Here is a 16,950-nt window from a genome sequence, read left to right as displayed (position 1 = left end):
CTGTACGGCATGCATGTTGCGTATGAGTAATCCAGAATGACTATATCAAATTTAGCTCGGGGTGTGGCTTAGTCCGGTTAGAGCGCTCGCTTAGGGTGCGAGAGAGCGGAGGTTCGAATCCTCTCACCCCGACATGTTAGAGGGTCTCTCAAAAGTGTGCCGTCATTGCAAACGAAGTGAAGCAATCTCTTTTAAAGCACCGTAAATTATGCTGAGATCGCTTCGTTTCCTCGCGATGTTTTGATGCTTTTGAGAAACTCTCTTTTTTGTTAAAACCAGAGCGAAGCGGTTCGAAATTGAGGTGGCACGACGAAGATTCACGAAGGGTTGTGTTGGAGTGATGCGGGTATGAATAATCCTCTCACCCCATCACTTTAAGGTGGTTATTTAATCTTCCTGAGACTCCACGAAATTTTTAAAGTTCTCCATCCATTTGCGAGCGGGCTTCTTATACATGCCCGGAAACAATATGGAGATCAATCGAGGCATGAACCAGTCAATGCGGGTATATTCTACGTAAACCTGATACCTGGTTTCGTTTTCACTAAGTGCTGTGAACTCACACTTCATGGTGTTGTCCATGTGTTTGTGATGATAGAAGGCTTCAAACGAATTGGGTAGGTTGTTTGACACAATCGTCTCAGTTAGTACCATTTCATATTTACCATTCTTATAGTACATCTTAGAGATGGCTCCATCCTGTCCTTTTTCTCCTTCTTCAAGTACTTTCTTTTCAAAACCTTCCTGGTATTCACCAAGATATTTTGGGTCTGCAAAGTATTTAGCAACCGTTTCTATCGGCTTGTTGATGTCGATGTAACCTTCGAATTTCATGGCAGATTTCTTAGCCTTTACTTTCCCGCTTAAATGCTAATTTATTTTCCGTAGAAGCCTCCTCGTCGAAGTAGTACCCTTCATAATCAAAAGCTCTTAAATCTTCCGGGTTGGTAATCTGATGCTCAATCATGAATCGGGACATCAAGCCACGCGCTTTCTTTGCATAAAATGAGATGATCTTGTACTTACCATTCTTCAGGTGTTTGAATTCTACATCAATCACTCTAGCAGGAATGTCCTTTTTGTCAATCGACTTGAAATACTCATTGGAAGCAAGGTTCAGAATGATGTCATCTCCCTGAGCTTTTAAATCATCCAATAGTAGGTTCAATATTTTTTGATCCCAATAATCATACAGTGTATTGTAATCATCGAATGCGAGCTTGGTTCCCATCTCCAATCTGTATGGCTGGATCAAATCGAGTGGACGCAGTAAACCATAAAGTCCGGATAATATTCTGAAGTGTTTTTGTGCAAACTCGAATTTCTTTTCATCAAAAGACTCTGCATTTAGTCCCTGATACACATCTCCGTTAAAAGCAAGAGCAGCTGGCTTGGCATTCTCCTCATGATGATCAAAGTCAAACTCTTTGTATCTGTGCACATTGAGTCCCGCTAGCTGCTTACTGATGCTCATCAGATCCTTGACTTCATCTGCTGATTTTTTTCTAAGCACATCAATCAGCTCCTTTGTGCATTCCATCAAACGCGGTTGCGTCGGCTTTATATCATACGGGGTTTTGAAATCAAGATTTTTGGCTGGGGAAACTACTGCAATCATAATTTTAGGCTTTTCAGATTAACCATCTAAGAATAAAGATAGTTTAGCCAGCTCGGAGAATCAACGCTCCCTTTTCATCAGCTTTTCAAAAAAATCAACCAACTGCTGCTTGCCTTCCACTCGGGCATCTAAATTTTCCAACAGCGCAAACGCCTCATCGTAGTAGCTGTTCATTTTTTTCTGCGTCAACTCAAAAATGCCGATCTCTTCATAAACTGATTTGACTGCTTCCACCTTTTCCTCCACATCAAACTCGGAGGCTGAGAGCCATTTATCCAGTTCCTTTCTTTGGCTGGAATTAGCCAACTCCAGTGCCTTTATCAGTAAATAGGTTTTTTTATTGGAGACGATATCTCCACCGACTTGTTTTCCGAATTTGGCTTTATCTCCATACACATCCAGTAGATCGTCCATGAGTTGGAAACCAATGCCCGCCTTTTCTCCAATCGCATTCAATTTCTCCAATTGCTCCTCACTCATTCCTGCCAGCAATCCGCCATACTCTAAACTGAAGCCCAAAAGAACTGCCGTTTTCAAGCGAATCATTTCGATATACTGATCCTCAGTTACTGTTTCAAGTTCCTCGAAATTCATATCCAACTGCTGACCTTCGCATACTTCTACTGCACATTTATTGAATTTTTGAATAGCCAACGCCAATGAGTGGTTGGGACCGGTCAGTAACTGGTCATATGCCTTTACCATCATCGTGTCTCCACTGAGGATAGCCACCGTATTGTTCCATTTTTCATGGACAGTAGGTTTACCTCTTCTAATTGGAGCCAAATCCATTATGTCATCGTGCATCAGGGTGAAATTGTGAAAAATCTCTACCGTAAGGGATGGCTCAATGATAGGCTCAAGGTCTTCATTCTTCAATCCATAACCTAGAAGAACCAGCATGGGCCGAAGGCGCTTTCCACCTAAAGACAAAATATATCTTATCGGATCATATAGGTTCTGAGGATGATTGCCAAGTGGTAAATTGGCAAGCGACGAGTCAATTTTTTCGAGCAGATCTTTCATTGGCTGCAAGATAAAACCACAATCGCATTCAGATGTTTTATTCTTCCTCTAACTCGGATCGATTCATCACTTCGTTTTGATGGTCGATTGATTCCTGGTGAATGGCATTCAGATATCGGATCATGAAACGTTCCGACAATCCCTGAAGTTTTCCTTTCGCAGAGGCTTTCTCAATGATCTCTTCCCATCGATTGGTCTGAAGGATAGTCACCCCTTTTTCTTTTTTCACTTCTCCGATTTCCTCCGCGATTTTCATCCGGTTGCCAAGCAGTTCGAGCAGATCATCATCCACCATGTCAATCTGTCTACGCAGGTGCTTTAGCTTTTCATTCAGCTCAATATCAGGAACCTCAGGTCGTCGAATCGTGAGTTCATTAAGGATTTCATCTAGCTGCTCTGGTGTTACTTGCTGTTGCTTATCGCTCCATGCATTTTCCGGATCAATATGTGATTCGATCATCAACCCTTCATAATCCATATCCAACGCCTGCTGGGAGATGGGCTGCAACAGTTCCCGATTACCTGCTATGTGACTAGGATCACAAAGCATTGGTATATCCGGAAATCGTAATTTCATTTCCACTGCCAGTTGCCATTTGGGCTCGTTACGATAAATGCTGTTTCCATGCTGTGCAAATCCTCTGTGGATCATGCCCAACTTGGTCACGCCTGCTCTATTCAGACGCTCCAACGCTCCGGTCCATAATTCCAGATCTGCGTTGATCGGATTTTTTACGAAAACTGTGGCATCTGTTCCTTCGAGCGCATTCGCAATTTCCTGTACAGAAAATGGATTCACGGTAGTACGAGCACCTATCCATAAAATATCCACGTCCGCTTTTAAGGCCTCAAAGACGTGATTGAAATTGGCAACCTCCACCGAAATAGGAAGGCCTGTTTCTTCCTTTGCCTTCCGCATCCACTTGAGTCCTTCACTGCCAATCCCCTCAAAACTGTTAGGCCGGGTACGAGGCTTCCAGATTCCTGCCCGTAGGATGTCTACTTTCCCGGTGGCAGCCACTCTTCTGCACGTTTCCAGCGTCTGCTCTTCTGTCTCGGCACTACACGGTCCTGAGACGATGACCGGACGTTTTTGCTGGAAAATTTTGATTGGTTCTATCTTCATGATTTTTCTTTAATTCTCTCAATTACTTCATCCCAGACAGGCATGTCACTACATAGCGAAAACCTGATATGCTGACTTCCCTCCGTTCCAAAAACAGTTCCCGGAGGGACAAAAATCCGGTATTTATCCAATAAATGATCGGCAAAGGCTTCCGAGTGATCAAATGCGCCTGGTATTTTCGCCCATACAAACATTCCCACCTGTTCATTTGTCACGTCGCAACCAATCAATTCTGCTATTTCCAATACTTTTTTCTTGCGCTCTTCGTAAACGTTATTTAGGAATTTGTACCAATCGGAATCAACTTCCAATGCAGCGATTGCTGCCCTCATTAATGGCTTAAACTGACCCGAATCCATGTTGCTTTTGAATGTAAGTACAGTCTGTATAAGATCCCTGTTACCTGCCAACACACCCAACCTCCATCCGGCCATGTTATGCGATTTTGAAAGGCTGTTTAGTTCCAAAACCAAATCAGTCTCCAGCCGATTTTTCAACAAGCTGTTTTGTTTGTTGGTTAGGATAAATCCATACGGGTTATCATTAACGATAATCACCCCTTTCCTGCATGAATAATCATTCAACTGCTCAAATAACGCCTCACTTCCATCCTTGCCTGTGGGCATGTGCGGGTAATTGACCCACATCATTTTTATGTTTTCTATGGTCTCCAGCTTGTCAAAATCAGGCAAATAATTGTTCTCCTCAGTAAGTTCATAATGGAACACCTCAGCGCCTGCAATCTGAGATGCAGAGCTGTAAGTGGGATAGCCAGGATTCGGGACAAGAACCCTATCTCCTTCATTGATCAGAGACATGCAGATATGCATGATTCCCTCTTTCGATCCAATAAGTGGGAGTATTTCAGACTCAGCATCCAGAGCTACATCAAAAAACTTCTTGTACCAGCTTACGAAGGCCTCACGGAGCTCTGCTATTCCTCTGTAGCTCTGGTATTGGTTCGCATTGGTTTCCGTCAGTCCTTGAATCAACGCTTCCTGCACCTTTTTAGGTGGATGTAAATCAGGGCTCCCAATTCCGAGATTCAGCACATTATGACCTTCCGCATTCAGGTCAGCGATTTGTTTAAGCTTTCGGGAGAAATAATATTCTCCGATTCCGCTTAGTCGTTTTGCTTTTAATTCATCAACCATAGGTCTCTCCCTTTTTGTAAACCCCTAAAATTTCAAACTCCAACATCATGCGCTTCATCATGGTTTTCAGGTCCTTAAGCTGGTCAGCATCTGTCAGCTCCAGCGTAGCATAAAATCCATATAACGTGTTTTTGCTTGGTACCGGATGAGATTGCAGCTTCCCCAAATTGATCCCCAAACCACTAATCACTGTAAGTGCTTTCGCAAGAGAGCCCGGATCATGCGAGGTTTGAAAGTAAATGGAGACTTTATCAGGAATCTCTTCCTTTAGACCCCCCCTTCTTTGTAGAATCTTAAAACGTGTATAATTCAGGTCATGGTCTTCAATGCCTTCTTTTATTATCCCCAGCCCGTATTCCTTGGCCGCTAAGCTTCCAGCTACTGCAGCAATCCGTTTCAGATTATTCTTTTTAATTTCCAAAGCACTCCCTGCGGTATCAAAATGCTCCACAAGGCGAATGTTTGTGTATCGGGTAAAAAAATCGCCACATTGCCTTAACGCCATCTGGTGAGATCGAACCTCCTCTAATTCTTCTAATTTTGTATCCGGAAGGGCCATTAAGTTTAAATGCACTCGCAAACCAACCTCCCCTACAACTTCCACGTCATTTTTACGAATTAGCTGGTAATTGGGCAGAATACATCCGGCCAAAGAATTTTCAATGGCCATAATCCCCTTATCAGCGACTCCTTCTGTAACAGATTGAACTACCGATTGGAAACTTTCGCATTCAATCAACTCCAGCTCTTCTCCGAAGAAGTGAAGGGCTGCTTCATGATGAAAACTCCCTCTTATTCCTTGTATAGCAATTCGTTTCATTTGTTCAATCTCTTTAATGGCCGTCGGGCCTGCCGACAACAAAAAAGGCCTCCCTTTTGGGGAGGCCTCTGTAAAATTTCTTTACACCAGATACACTATAGCCACCCCATTATCCGATTTGGATAAATAAAATAGTAGCTAATGTAAAATGATACCTGTGCGTTCATACGTGAGTAAATAGAAACGAGATTTTTTTTAAATGCAACTAAAACTCATTTTTTCTGAATTAAAAATCACAACTCCCAATCGGTGAGCCATCCGGTGCTTTGATTGGATCTGGAATCTTAAACTCATTCGGTTCATCCAAGAATCGATCAATTTGACTAACTACATATTGATAATATACTCCATCGTTATTCGTGCTTCTTCCTGTACGACCAGAGGCATACGATTTGACCGATTTGATTTTTGCCAGTGCTTTGGCCTTCACCTCGGTATAAGCCCGGTCACTAACCGCCAGTCCCATGAGCTGCTTTAGCATTTCCATTTCCACCACTTTCTGGATGGTTCGATCCTGCGCATTTGAGGAAGGACTCATCCATACAGCTGCGGTTATTCGATCCAATACCGCATCCACCCCTGGCTGCTTTGAATCTCTTGCTTTATAAGTCAACAGACGATTAAATCGATCTGGATTGAAAATGAAGCCGAAAGGCAAACTAGCAGCTGTCTCCACTGCAGCCAGATAGTCAAAAGCTGGTCCGGTTCGTGACTGGAATGTTTCTCTGGATCTGCCATATCCAAAGGCTCTCGGCGGAATTTGACCTAACAACTGTTCAGGCAACTTCAGATTCTCAGGCTTTACTGTATTCAGCAACGCTTCTAAAGCCGCCATTTGCTCATCCGCTGACAACATGTTTGTAATGACCTGATCGCTTCCTCTCAAGGCATAGCTGTAATTCAGTCCTCCGATCAACTTAGAAGTACCGTCTACCTGATATCGATGAAACAAATACATTGGTACCAACACTTCTTCAATACTGCTCATCGGCATTCCGTTTTTAATGACCTTTTCAGAAAACTTATCCAGAATGGTTCTTCTGATCTTCATCATACGATTCAGCTCCACTGCTGCATTGGTGCCATTGTCCCACAAGTGTGCTTCCGGATGTAGACCGCTAGCTGGACGAGCATCCTGATCTGTGATGTACCTCAAATCATTGTCAAACGCTTCATCCAAAATGGCATTAAGTTTTTCTTCGTTCTCTCCCTCCGGAAAATCGCTGTACCCATAAGTAATGGTCACTTTGTCCCAGGCACCAATCTTATCATCGTAGGCCTCACTCAGATCAATGTTTCCCTGATCATCCATTTGCACATATGGGTGTGGGTAGTCCATCACCGAAGCTCGATCATTGACACTTGCAGCGAAATTATGAGCAAGCCCTATTGTGTGTCCAACTTCATGTGCGGATAGCTGACGCAATCTTGCCAGTGCCATTTCTGTCATTTCGTTCGGAGATTCGTCTCCATTTTCATAAGGCTGCAATAGTCCAGTGGCGATCAAAAAATCCTGACGTACCCGGAGTGAACCGAGGCTCACATGTCCCTTGATCATTTCCCCTGTTCGTGGATCGGTGATTCCGCTACCGTAACTCCAGCCTCGAGTAGATCTATGAACCCATTGAATCACATTGTATCGAACATCCAATGGATGTGCCCCTTCCGGCATCACTTTCAATTGAAATGCATCTTTGTATCCAGCTGCTTCAAACGCCTGGTTCCACCAGCTGGCTCCTTCGATCAAGGCAGACCGAACAGGCTCTGGTGCGCCTCGATCCACATAGTAAATGATTGGCTCAACCGGCTCACTGATAGCAGCATTTGGATCTTTTTTCTCTAGTCGGTGGCGAACGATGAATCGCTTCAACAGCGACTCCTCAATAGGTGTGGCATAATCCTGATAAGAGATATTGAAGAATCCACATCTTGGATCGAACATCCTTGGGGTATAATTGTCATCCGGCAGCTCGATGAACGAGTGATGCGTTCTAACGGTAACTGCGTCCGGTGTTGGTGTTACCGATCGCAACCACCAGCCTTTTGCATCTCCACTGAATGTCAGCAATGACTCAAACTCAGTGTTTTTTGGAAAGTTAAACGTGGCATCCATGTAGATAGCGGACCTGGATTTATCAACTGAAAAATTCCCTTGACTCGATCCCTGCAATCTTCCACTCACATCGTGAGAATCTCTCAATAGCCAATCCGTAATATCAATCAGGTAAGCATTTTCACTTTTTGTTTTGATCTCAAACCCTCCAATCACCGAGCTGGCAAAAGCCTCTGCGACAGACTTTACTTCGTCCTGATTATCACTTACTGCTCGATAGTCATAGTTTGGTTGAATCAACAATAGCTTATTTCCATGCTTTTCAAACTTAACTACTCGTTCACCGCCAAGCTGACCTCTATCCAGGCCTATATCATTGGAGCCTATTCCTGCAGCCAATGAATTCACATACAGAAACTCCTGATCAGTTTTATCTACCTCCAGAAACATTCTTCCCACCTCCTCATCGTAATAGAAGTTGAAAAAGCCTTCTTGCTTTTGCATCCCTGAAGTAAAGTCTGCAATAGAGCCGGACTGACTCGATGAGGAAGAAGATGGTGTATTTGCAGTCTGGCAACCCACCATGAATGAGACAAGAATGAAGGTTAGAAAGGTATAGGTTCTCATTGTTGTATATTTATAAAGCTGTTCGAATTATCAATTCATTAAAGTAAAGCATTGATCACCACAATCATATTAATAATTGTATCAATCTATGTTATCGTTAATGTAGCGGCTTATTTCTTACAGGAGAAGTTTTTGTTCAAACCTGAAAAGCTTCCATCTGATTTCCAGTTTAAGTATCCGGAACAAAATGTGCAGGAACACAATCTCTACATTGGTGATGATGTGCGCATCAATGGCGTTCACTTCAGTGTAGACAAACCCAAGGGGGTGGTGATGTATCTCAAGGGTAACTCCCGCTCCATTAAAGGCTGGGGGAAATTCGCGATTGATTTTAACCGGCTCGGCTTTGATGTAGTAATGGTGGACTATCGGGGGTTTGGAAAAAGTACAGGCAGACGATCTGAAAAAGAGATTAAAAGCGATTTGCAAAAGGTGTATGAAGTGCTGAAAAGTAAAGTGCCTGAAAAGTATGTGATCATTTACGGTCGATCCATGGGGTCAGGGTTTGCCGCTAAGCTGGCTAGCAATAACAATCCGAAAATGCTGGTGCTGGAATCACCTTACTACAGCATGAAGAAAGTAGCCAAGAGATACATTCCATTTCTACCTGCCTCCCTTATTCTAAAATTCCCCCTGACTACATACAAATGGATCAAATACGTTGACTGTCCCATTAAGATCATCCATGGTACGAAAGACAAACTTATCCCTTATAAATCCAGTTTGGCACTGGCAGAGAAAAACCCTTCCTTAACACGGGTCTATTCGGTAATTGGTGGCGGACATAATAACCTGCATACTTTTGAGGAATATCATCGGATGCTTGAGGAAGCGTTGCATTCTGATGAACTGAAGCCCATTGATCCTGAGAAGTCAAGTCTAAATTTTAGTAGAAAGAAAAATTAAAAGAAGTGTCTGCATTTCGAATACTTACTGTTGCATTGCTATGCATCTATCTGTTGATTGGATTAGCTATTTACCTGCTCCAAGAAAGCCTGATCTTCTTACCGGAACAACTCCCTGAGGATTTTGAATATTCTTTCGAAAAGGATTTTGAAGAGCATAACCTAACCATGCAAGATGGAGCCGTAATCAATGCGCTCCATTTCAAACTTCAGGATTCAAAGGGGCTGATTGTCTACTTTCATGGTAACGCAGGCAACCTGGCACGGTGGGGGGAAGTGGCCGAACCATTTGTAGACATGAGTTACGAAGTATTGATATCTGACTATCGTGGATATGGAAAAAGTACAGGAAATCGAACGCAAAAGAAATTACTGAGCGATGCGGAGGAGATTTATTCTTTTGCCAAAAAGCTGGAACGAGAAGAACGGATCATCATCTTCGGTCGATCACTGGGTTGTGCATTTGCTTCCTACCTGGCTTCCAAAAACAATCCGGAAAAGGTCATCTTGGAAACACCCTTTTACAGTTTGACAGATGTCGCTGAAAAGCTATTCCCCATCTATCCGGCTTCCTTACTTTTACAATATCGTCTCCCCAATCACCAATATCTGAAAGATGTCAAAGCTCCAGTTTACATTTTTCACGGGACGGATGATGAGGTGGTGCCTTATGAATCCGGTCGAAAACTTTTTGAAGAGCATCGGGATAAAGCGACTTTTATTTCAGTTGAAGGTGGACACCATAATGACCTGGCGGCATTCGATAGTTATTGGGAGGAAATGGAAAATGTCTTGATCGATGAGTGAGTCGCTTTATTTCATAGCTGTTGTTCCACCCCAGGAAATTCAGGAAGAGATCACTGCGCTCAAGCACGAAATTGCTGAAAAGTATGGAAGCAAACATGCACTAAGATCACCCCCTCACATTACACTACACATGCCCTTCAAATGGAAAGACAAACGCTTCGATGAGCTAGCAGAGGTGATGAAAAACCTGAATAGTGATCTTGAGCCGTTCGAGGTTGAACTTAAAAATTTTGACTTCTTCGAGCCTCGGGTGGTGTTTGTGAGCGTGGTAGAAAATGCAAAGCTTGAAGAGCTTCAGAAAAGAGTGGTTGATGCTTGCCGCAGGGAATTGAAACTGGACAATGCCAACTATAAAGACCGACCTTTTCATCCTCATGTTACCATTGGTTTTCGGGATTTAAAAAAAGCGATGTTTTATGAAGCGAAGAAAGAATTCGATAATCGCGAAGTGAATTCCCAATTCTCAGTGAATGAAATCACTATTTTAAAACATGATGGCAAGAAATGGAATGTGATGGATTTTTGATATGATTGTGGGATGAAGAAAATATTAATCACTACCTTTTTTATCATTTCGTTAATCTCTTATTCTCAAGAATCTGATTCACTTAAAAATGAGAAGTTCCTAAAGGTTGATGAATCCGCTGAGTTTCCTGGAGGAATTCAGGAATACTATAATTATTTAGCACAGAATTTACGATACCCTCAAAATGCTCAGAGACTTGGAATAGAAGGAAGAGTATATATTCAATTTGTTGTTGAGAAAGATGGCTCTATCTCCAATGTAAAAGTTGTTAAGGGAATTGGAGCGGGCTGTGATCAAGAAGCCAAAAGAGTAACCGAGAAAATGCCTAAATGGAACCCTGCTAAAATTAACGGACAACCGGCAAGACAAAAGATTATCAACAATATCTTATTCAAGTTCGCAGAGCCTTCAAAGACGCGAAAGAAAAAAAGAAAGAAAAAAGACAATTAATCTTTCCAATCAAAAACCTCCACATCCTCTCCTTTAAATAACCGCGCACTTTGCACATCATCAAAAGCACGGAAGTGTACTAAGTTTTCCTGATCACTATAAACTTCATGAAGGATGCTGTTCCACACTTTCACCTGCTTGAGTTTCTTCACTTTCTCAATCTCGATGTAACACCACATCACATCTTCTTCGATTTCCGCACCTATATAGTTGAGCTCATATTCCCTTCCTTTTTCATCCCACAGCTTCATCCGATCCAGCAAATAATTTTCAAGATTGGCATTGATGAAATCCCAGCTTTCTTTCTTCATGATGTCAAGCTTTTCATTGCCTGAAAAGGCTCTTAATGCAAGCTCCAGATCATCCAGAAAAATACGTGTACTGATCTGGATCACCTTCTTGTCTTCCTTGTATTTGATGTCAGAAACACTCACATGAAACGGGTGAAAAACCGACTGAAAAAGAATAAGAGCTAGTGTAATCATGTGTCAAATCTAGACAAAGAGCATGCCTGGTTCCAATACCGTTCATCAAATCATGTGTTAGGATAAATCTGGAGATCAACTCCTTGTTTTATATTCGCTACCCTATGAGTGAATTTGGCTTGTATTACGGACTGGGTTTCGATCATATTTTGGATGTCAATGGCTATGACCACATCCTATTTGTGGTGGTTCTTTGCGCACTCTATCAGTCTTCTGATTGGAAAAAGGTATTGATTCTGGTCACAGCATTTACCATAGGTCATTCCATCACTTTGGCACTGGCCACCATGCGCATCATTAAGATCAATGCAGACTTGATCGAGTTTCTCATTCCGGTCACAATATTGATTACGGCGATTTCCAATTTGTTTACCAAAGAAGACCGCATAGCAGAGGGTAAAATCTGGAGAAACTATATGTATGCCGGATTCTTCGGGCTCATTCACGGACTGGGATTTTCCAATTACCTGCGAGCGCTTCTTGGTACCGACAAGACAATCATCCTCCAACTCTTTGCCTTTAATGTAGGATTAGAGGTAGGTCAGATAATAGTTGTTGGATTATTCATGGCAATAAGTTTCATTTTCGTTGGATTGGGAGGCGTGAGCCGAAAAGATTGGAAAATGATCATATCTTCAGCAGTAGGGGGAATTGCCCTCATGCTGATGCTGGACACGAATTATTTAAACTGAAAAACATTATTTAACTAAAACGTAACTATGAAGAATAGCATTCTACTAATTGTAGCGGTTTTGGTCGGCACAGTAGGGATGGCGCAGGATCGAAAACAAAAAGACACAGAGTGGGAGCAGAAGTTTGAGCAACTAGGTACCGAGCTGCCAACCCCAAATGTGTATCGCACGGCTTCCGGAGCACCCGGACATCAGTACTGGCAGCAAAAAGCTGACTATAAAATGAAGATTGTACTGGATGACAACAATCAGACAATTACTGGGAGTGAGACCATCACGTATTACAACAATTCCCCCGATGACCTGGAATACCTATGGGTACAACTGGATCAAAACGTTCGAGCCAGAGATTCTGATACTCCATTGATTGGGAATACCGGGGAAATGAGAGATACCCTCAATGCTTTATCAGTTTTTCGACTCACAGGTGATCAGGATTATGACGGTGGATTTAAGATCAAATCGGTGAAAAGTGCAGGTAAGAACATGACATACCTCATCAACAAAACGATGATGCGAATCGATTTAACTCAGCCTTTAAAATCGGGAGAGAATATGACTTTCAGCATCGACTGGATGTATAATATCAACAATCGAATGACGGATGGTGGCCGATCCGGACTCGAGTATTTCCAGGACGAAGACAACTATTTATACACCATCGCACAGTTCTTCCCACGTATGGCCGTTTATATCGATAATGAAGGATGGCAGAATAAGCAATTTTTGGGTAGCGGCGAGTTTGCATTGACATTTGGTGATTATGAGGTGGACCTTACGGTTCCTTCTGACTTTATCGTCGGAGCAACAGGAACGTTACAGAATGCCAGTGAAGTACTGACTGAAGAGCAACTTGAGCGCTTTGTGCTAGCTAAGAAAAGCTATGACAATCCAGTCATCATTGTTACGGAGAAAGAGGCAAAGAAAAACGAAAAGACAAAAGCAACAGGAACGAAGACCTGGAAATTTAAAGCGGAAAATGTAAGGGATTATGCCTTCTGTGCATCCAGAAAGTTCATCTGGGACGCAATGGCAGTGAAGCTGGAAAATGGAAGTGAGCCACTAGCTATGTCTTACTACCCAAAAGAAGGAAATCCACTTTGGGAAGAGTGGTCTACAGTAGCCGTTGCTCAAACGCTTAAGACTTATTCAAAATTTACCATTGAATACCCATATCCGGTTGCGATATCCGTTCATACCGCATCCATTGGAATGGAGTATCCTATGATCTGCTTCAACTACGGAAGACCAGACCCAGACGGAACCTATTCAGATCGTAAGAAGCATGGTATGATCGGTGTGATCATCCATGAGGTTGGACACAACTTCTTTCCAATGATCATCAATTCTGATGAGCGCCAATGGACATGGATGGATGAAGGTCTTAATACTTTTGTACAATACCTGACGGAGCAGGAGCTTACTGATAAGCTTGGATATGAATTTCCCTCCAGAAGAGGACCTGCTCACAAAATCGTTGACTATATGCGTGGTGAAAACGGACTGGTTCGACCTATTATGACCAACTCTGAGCAAATCAGGCAATTTGGAGCAAATGCCTATGCCAAACCGGCCACAGCATTGAATATCCTTAGAACCACAGTAATGGGTCCAGAATTGTTTGATAAAGCATTTAAAACATATGCACAACGATGGGCCTTTAAACATCCAACTCCCGCAGACCTCTTCCGCACAATGGAAGATGCCTCCGCTGTAGATTTAGATTGGTTCTGGAGAGGCTGGTTCTATGGTACAGACTATGTTGATGTTGATCTGGCAAACGTACGATGGTTTCAGATGCAGACCGAAGAAAACGGTTTGGAAACGAGAAATATCAAAGGTTCAGGTCAGGGGATTGACGGCAAGAATGATGGAAAAAAAGATTTTGGAAGTGATCCCCAGCCGTTCGTGTTTCAGGAATGGAATGGTGGATATGGCGAATACCGACAGACCATGGATCAGAACAAAATCAAGCAATCAGCAGAAGGTAAAAACTTTTATGAACTTACTTTAAAGAATCAGGGTGGGCTTGTTACACCGGTTATTATCCAGTGGACTTATACCGATGGAACAACAGAGCTGGAGAAAATTCCTGCAGAAATCTGGAGGATCAATGAAAAAGAAGTGACAAAAGTTTTCATGAAAGACAAAGAAGTCGCTAAAATTGTGATTGATCCGAATGAAATGACTGCTGACGCATACACAGACAACAATGTGTTTCCCCGGTCAAATGAAGGAGATAGATTCGAGCAGTTTAAACAAGGACAAGAATAAACGAACACAACCAACCTAAACTATAAAGGGAGACTACCACGGTCTCCTTTTTTTATTTCCTATCTTTAGGACAAACATTACTTGTCATGAAAAATCAGTTATTCTTTGTGCTATCGATCATCATTCTCTCTGCTTGCTCCACCGGATCATCTTCATCTGAAAATGCAGACTCAACCGCTATAGTTGATGGTGGAGAATTCATTGAATACAACAATCCACCTGTTAAGGGTTTCGATCAGGAAGGATCGGATCTTTTAGCCACTTTACTGGCAGACAAAACAATGCTTGCAATGGGTGGTCGAAAGGCATGGGACAATACTCGCTACATTAAATGGAATTTTTTTGGAAGGAGGGATCACACCTGGGATAAGTGGACAGGAGATGTTCGCATTGAAGTTCCTTCCGATGAATTAACGATACTCATGAATATCAATTCGAAGGAAGGAAAAGTGTTAAAATCCGGACAGGAAATTACTCCAGACTCGCTGGATATATATCTACAAAGAGGTTACGAAATGTGGGTCAATGACTCTTACTGGCTGGTAATGCCTTTCAAACTAAAAGACACTGGAGTTACGCTGAAATACCTCCGGGAGGATACTACAAAGACCGGTGAAGCTGCAGATGTACTCAGTCTATCCTTTGAAGGTGTGGGAGTCACCCCTGAGAATGTCTATGAGGTATGGGTAGATACGGATTCTAAATTGGTAACACAGTGGGCATACTACCCGGATTCAAGCACACTTGAGCCGCGTTTTGTAACTCCATGGGCAGACTATCAAAAATATGGCGACATTCTTCTTTCCGGTGATCGCGGACAATATAAGCTTTCTGACATAGAGGTCATGGGTTCCGTTCCGGAGGGTACTTTCACAAATTTTGATGTGACGCTGTAAGAGCTCTATGCCATAAATTATTTGATTCACCGATTGTTGGACTACAAATTTTCGAATTAGCTTAATTTAAGGTTAATTGCTGGGACAACTATGTTTCCTGAGTCCGTCAAAATCGTATTTATGCAGTATTTGACACAAGCGCTTCTTGCCTTGGTCATCATGCTCATACTTAGAAAATTTTACCGGCAATATCAAAACGATTTTTACCTGCTCTGGTCCTGGAGTTGGCTGGCCCTATTTGCTAATATGCTTGGTTCATGTATTTCATTAGCCAACGCATTCCTTTTACCTCTCGACCATCCTTTCAGAATAACAATCTCAATCGTCACTGTTACGGCAAGTTTTTTACAAATTCTGTGGCTCTACTCCGGCACATTGGAAATATCCAGAAGCAGGAAGTTAAACCGCAAGTTGGTAAAAGCTATTTCCTACTCGATCGTTCCACTTGCAATCCTTCTTGTTTTTCTATCCTTTAACAACCCTGATGCAGGATCATTCAGAATTCTATATCGGGTTGGTATTAAGTCATTGCTTGCAGGAATCGTATTTATTTCTTGCTCCTTCTTGTTGCTAAGGATGACCAATACGGGAATCGGCATACGCTTCATTATTTTCTCCTTCTTGTTCTATGGTCTATTGCAAGGCAACTATTTCATTGAAACGTTTCTCGAACTTTATGAAAAAGATTATCCTTTAGAGGTTCCTTACTTTGCGGCAGGAGTTATAGACATCTTTTTACAGGCCCTCATGGGACTGGGAATGATCATCAGCGTACTGGAAGTGGAGCAGCATAATCTTAAAAAAGCTAATACTGAGCTCGACACGTTTCTCTATCGTTCATCACATGATTTGCGCGCGCCACTTACAACCATTTCGGGCATTATTTCTATCATTCGTTCCATTGATGATCCGGATAAAAAAGAGGAGTACTTTAATGCCATTCAAGATCGACTAATCCAGGCAGACAATGTGATCCGTGATATTATCACATTAAGAAAAGGACAAAAAACGGATCTGCAAATCGATCAGGTAGACCTGAAGGAGGAAGTATCCAAAGAATTCGAATCTTTGATAGATCCAAATAATGGATCACCGAAACTAGTCATTGATGCGGCAGAAAATACTCGCTTGTATACTGATGCAGCCCGATTGCATACCATTTTAACCAACCTGCTCTCCAATGCGATCAAGTATCACCATCAAGCCGATCAGGCGGAAATCAAGGTCAAAATAAGTAAGGCTGATAAAGGATATCATGTTGCTCTATCGGATAATGGACCGGGAATTGATGAAAAGCACCTTCCAAAAATCTTCGACATGTTTTATCGAGCTCACAGGTCCTCCAATGGTACTGGCCTGGGTCTTTACCTGGTAAAAGACGCACTCGAAACGATGGGAGGAAGCATTGAAGTTTCTTCTGAAAAAGGAATGGGCACGACATTCAGAATTCATTTAGTTGACCATGGGGCAAACCATTCCTAGATAAATTCC

16 protein-coding genes and 1 tRNA gene are annotated in these 16,950 nt (G+C 42.4%); 9 read left to right on the top strand and 8 right to left on the bottom strand.

The genetic code is table 11. The features are described 5' to 3' along the window. Positions 1 to 57 precede the first annotated feature (57 nt). A tRNA-Pro gene (locus ACP14Y_RS09780) sits at positions 58 to 132 on the top strand. Between the two features lie 255 nt (positions 133 to 387). On the opposite strand, the gene ACP14Y_RS09775 is transcribed toward ACP14Y_RS09780, so the two are convergent. The 7 genes from ACP14Y_RS09775 to ACP14Y_RS09745 all read right to left on the bottom strand — a co-directional run bounded on the left by ACP14Y_RS09775 (position 388) and on the right by ACP14Y_RS09745 (position 8,424). Beyond that, a complete protein-coding gene (locus tag ACP14Y_RS09775) occupies positions 388 to 834 on the bottom strand; it encodes an SRPBCC family protein (protein WP_424962777.1) in 447 nt (148 codons plus the stop codon). Between the two features lie 10 nt (positions 835 to 844). Beyond that, entirely contained in the window at positions 845 to 1,618 is a 774-nt protein-coding gene (gene yaaA / locus ACP14Y_RS09770; protein ID WP_424962776.1) for a peroxide stress protein YaaA, read from the bottom strand. A 60-nt stretch (positions 1,619 to 1,678) separates the two neighbouring features. Further along, on the bottom strand, positions 1,679 to 2,644 hold the full coding sequence (locus ACP14Y_RS09765) for a polyprenyl synthetase family protein (protein WP_424962775.1): 966 nt from the start codon (positions 2,642 to 2,644) through the stop codon (positions 1,679 to 1,681). Between the two features lie 37 nt (positions 2,645 to 2,681). After that, complete coding sequence (locus ACP14Y_RS09760; protein ID WP_424962774.1) at positions 2,682 to 3,770, bottom strand: chorismate mutase; 1,089 nt, start codon at positions 3,768 to 3,770, stop codon at positions 2,682 to 2,684. Beyond that, the gene (locus tag ACP14Y_RS09755; RefSeq protein ID WP_424962773.1) at positions 3,767 to 4,924 is read right to left on the bottom strand and encodes a pyridoxal phosphate-dependent aminotransferase; all 1,158 of its coding nucleotides are present in this window, start codon (positions 4,922 to 4,924) and stop codon (positions 3,767 to 3,769) included. Before ACP14Y_RS09755 ends, ACP14Y_RS09760 begins: the two co-directional genes overlap by 4 nt. Further along, a complete protein-coding gene (locus ACP14Y_RS09750) occupies positions 4,917 to 5,744 on the bottom strand; it encodes a prephenate dehydratase (RefSeq protein WP_424962772.1) in 828 nt (275 codons plus the stop codon). The genes ACP14Y_RS09755 and ACP14Y_RS09750 overlap by 8 nt, the downstream gene beginning before the upstream one ends. Before the next feature lie 226 nt (positions 5,745 to 5,970). After that, entirely contained in the window at positions 5,971 to 8,424 is a 2,454-nt protein-coding gene (locus ACP14Y_RS09745; protein WP_424962771.1) for a zinc-dependent metalloprotease, read from the bottom strand. Positions 8,425 to 8,475: 51 nt separating this feature from the next. On the opposite strand from ACP14Y_RS09745, the gene ACP14Y_RS09740 reads away from it, so the two are divergent. From ACP14Y_RS09740 to ACP14Y_RS09725, 4 genes are read left to right on the top strand one after another with little or no spacing between them, the layout of a single operon-like run. Continuing rightward, the gene (locus ACP14Y_RS09740) at positions 8,476 to 9,330 is read left to right on the top strand and encodes an alpha/beta hydrolase (RefSeq protein WP_424962770.1); all 855 of its coding nucleotides are present in this window, start codon (positions 8,476 to 8,478) and stop codon (positions 9,328 to 9,330) included. 5 nt (positions 9,331 to 9,335) lie between these two features. After that, the gene (locus ACP14Y_RS09735) at positions 9,336 to 10,136 is read left to right on the top strand and encodes an alpha/beta hydrolase (RefSeq protein ID WP_424962769.1); all 801 of its coding nucleotides are present in this window, start codon (positions 9,336 to 9,338) and stop codon (positions 10,134 to 10,136) included. Then, positions 10,129 to 10,662 (top strand): RNA 2',3'-cyclic phosphodiesterase, encoded by a 534-nt coding sequence (gene thpR / locus ACP14Y_RS09730; protein ID WP_424962768.1) that lies wholly within the window; start codon positions 10,129 to 10,131, stop codon positions 10,660 to 10,662. The genes ACP14Y_RS09735 and thpR overlap by 8 nt, the downstream gene beginning before the upstream one ends. A gap of 12 nt (positions 10,663 to 10,674) precedes the next feature. Then, positions 10,675 to 11,112: an energy transducer TonB gene (locus ACP14Y_RS09725; RefSeq protein WP_424962767.1), complete on the top strand. Its 438-nt coding sequence runs from the start codon at positions 10,675 to 10,677 to the stop codon at positions 11,110 to 11,112. Here the strand turns inward: ACP14Y_RS09725 and ACP14Y_RS09720 are convergent. Then, on the bottom strand, positions 11,109 to 11,597 hold the full coding sequence (locus ACP14Y_RS09720; RefSeq protein WP_424962766.1) for a DUF6702 family protein: 489 nt from the start codon (positions 11,595 to 11,597) through the stop codon (positions 11,109 to 11,111). The two genes, ACP14Y_RS09725 and ACP14Y_RS09720, sit on opposite strands and share 4 nt — an antisense overlap. Positions 11,598 to 11,701: 104 nt before the next feature. Here ACP14Y_RS09720 and ACP14Y_RS09715 point away from each other — a divergent pair, with 104 nt between their 5' ends. The 4 genes from ACP14Y_RS09715 to ACP14Y_RS09700 all read left to right on the top strand — a co-directional run bounded on the left by ACP14Y_RS09715 (position 11,702) and on the right by ACP14Y_RS09700 (position 16,941). Beyond that, positions 11,702 to 12,289 carry a HupE/UreJ family protein gene (locus ACP14Y_RS09715; protein ID WP_424962765.1) on the top strand — a complete coding sequence of 196 codons (588 nt, stop codon included), beginning with the start codon at positions 11,702 to 11,704 and terminating at the stop codon, positions 12,287 to 12,289. Positions 12,290 to 12,316: 27 nt separating this feature from the next. Then, positions 12,317 to 14,563, top strand: a complete 2,247-nt coding sequence (locus ACP14Y_RS09710) for a M1 family metallopeptidase (RefSeq protein ID WP_424962764.1) — start codon at positions 12,317 to 12,319, stop codon at positions 14,561 to 14,563. 86 nt (positions 14,564 to 14,649) lie between these two features. After that, the gene (locus ACP14Y_RS09705) at positions 14,650 to 15,459 is read left to right on the top strand and encodes a hypothetical protein (RefSeq protein WP_424962763.1); all 810 of its coding nucleotides are present in this window, start codon (positions 14,650 to 14,652) and stop codon (positions 15,457 to 15,459) included. Positions 15,460 to 15,579: 120 nt separating this feature from the next. Next, positions 15,580 to 16,941, top strand: coding sequence for a sensor histidine kinase (locus ACP14Y_RS09700; RefSeq protein WP_424962762.1), 1,362 nt, complete (start codon positions 15,580 to 15,582; stop codon positions 16,939 to 16,941). Positions 16,942 to 16,950: the final 9 nt, after the last annotated feature.

The organism is Ekhidna sp. (assembly GCF_965247405.1).
In the GTDB taxonomy this organism is placed as follows: Bacteria; Bacteroidota; Bacteroidia; order Cytophagales; family Cyclobacteriaceae; genus Ekhidna.
Note: the sequence above shows the minus strand (reverse complement) of the source record. Positions and strands in the feature narration are given on the sequence as shown.

Excerpts from the sequence above, each read along its gene's own strand:
- ACP14Y_RS09775 (WP_424962777.1), bottom strand. The coding sequence starts at position 834 with ATGAAATTCGAAGGTTACATCGACATCAACAAGCCGATAGAAACGGTT.
- yaaA (WP_424962776.1), bottom strand. The coding sequence starts at position 1,618 with ATGATTGCAGTAGTTTCCCCAGCCAAAAATCTTGATTTCAAAACCCCG.
- ACP14Y_RS09765 (WP_424962775.1), bottom strand. The coding sequence starts at position 2,644 with ATGAAAGATCTGCTCGAAAAAATTGACTCGTCGCTTGCCAATTTACCA.
- ACP14Y_RS09760 (WP_424962774.1), bottom strand. The coding sequence starts at position 3,770 with ATGAAGATAGAACCAATCAAAATTTTCCAGCAAAAACGTCCGGTCATC.
- ACP14Y_RS09755 (WP_424962773.1), bottom strand. The coding sequence starts at position 4,924 with ATGGTTGATGAATTAAAAGCAAAACGACTAAGCGGAATCGGAGAATAT.
- ACP14Y_RS09750 (WP_424962772.1), bottom strand. The coding sequence starts at position 5,744 with ATGAAACGAATTGCTATACAAGGAATAAGAGGGAGTTTTCATCATGAA.
- ACP14Y_RS09745 (WP_424962771.1), bottom strand. The coding sequence starts at position 8,424 with ATGAGAACCTATACCTTTCTAACCTTCATTCTTGTCTCATTCATGGTG.
- thpR (WP_424962768.1), top strand. The coding sequence starts at position 10,129 with ATGAGTGAGTCGCTTTATTTCATAGCTGTTGTTCCACCCCAGGAAATT.
- ACP14Y_RS09725 (WP_424962767.1), top strand. The coding sequence starts at position 10,675 with ATGAAGAAAATATTAATCACTACCTTTTTTATCATTTCGTTAATCTCT.
- ACP14Y_RS09720 (WP_424962766.1), bottom strand. The coding sequence starts at position 11,597 with ATGATTACACTAGCTCTTATTCTTTTTCAGTCGGTTTTTCACCCGTTT.
- ACP14Y_RS09715 (WP_424962765.1), top strand. The coding sequence starts at position 11,702 with ATGAGTGAATTTGGCTTGTATTACGGACTGGGTTTCGATCATATTTTG.
- ACP14Y_RS09710 (WP_424962764.1), top strand. The coding sequence starts at position 12,317 with ATGAAGAATAGCATTCTACTAATTGTAGCGGTTTTGGTCGGCACAGTA.
- ACP14Y_RS09705 (WP_424962763.1), top strand. The coding sequence starts at position 14,650 with ATGAAAAATCAGTTATTCTTTGTGCTATCGATCATCATTCTCTCTGCT.
- ACP14Y_RS09700 (WP_424962762.1), top strand. The coding sequence starts at position 15,580 with ATGCAGTATTTGACACAAGCGCTTCTTGCCTTGGTCATCATGCTCATA.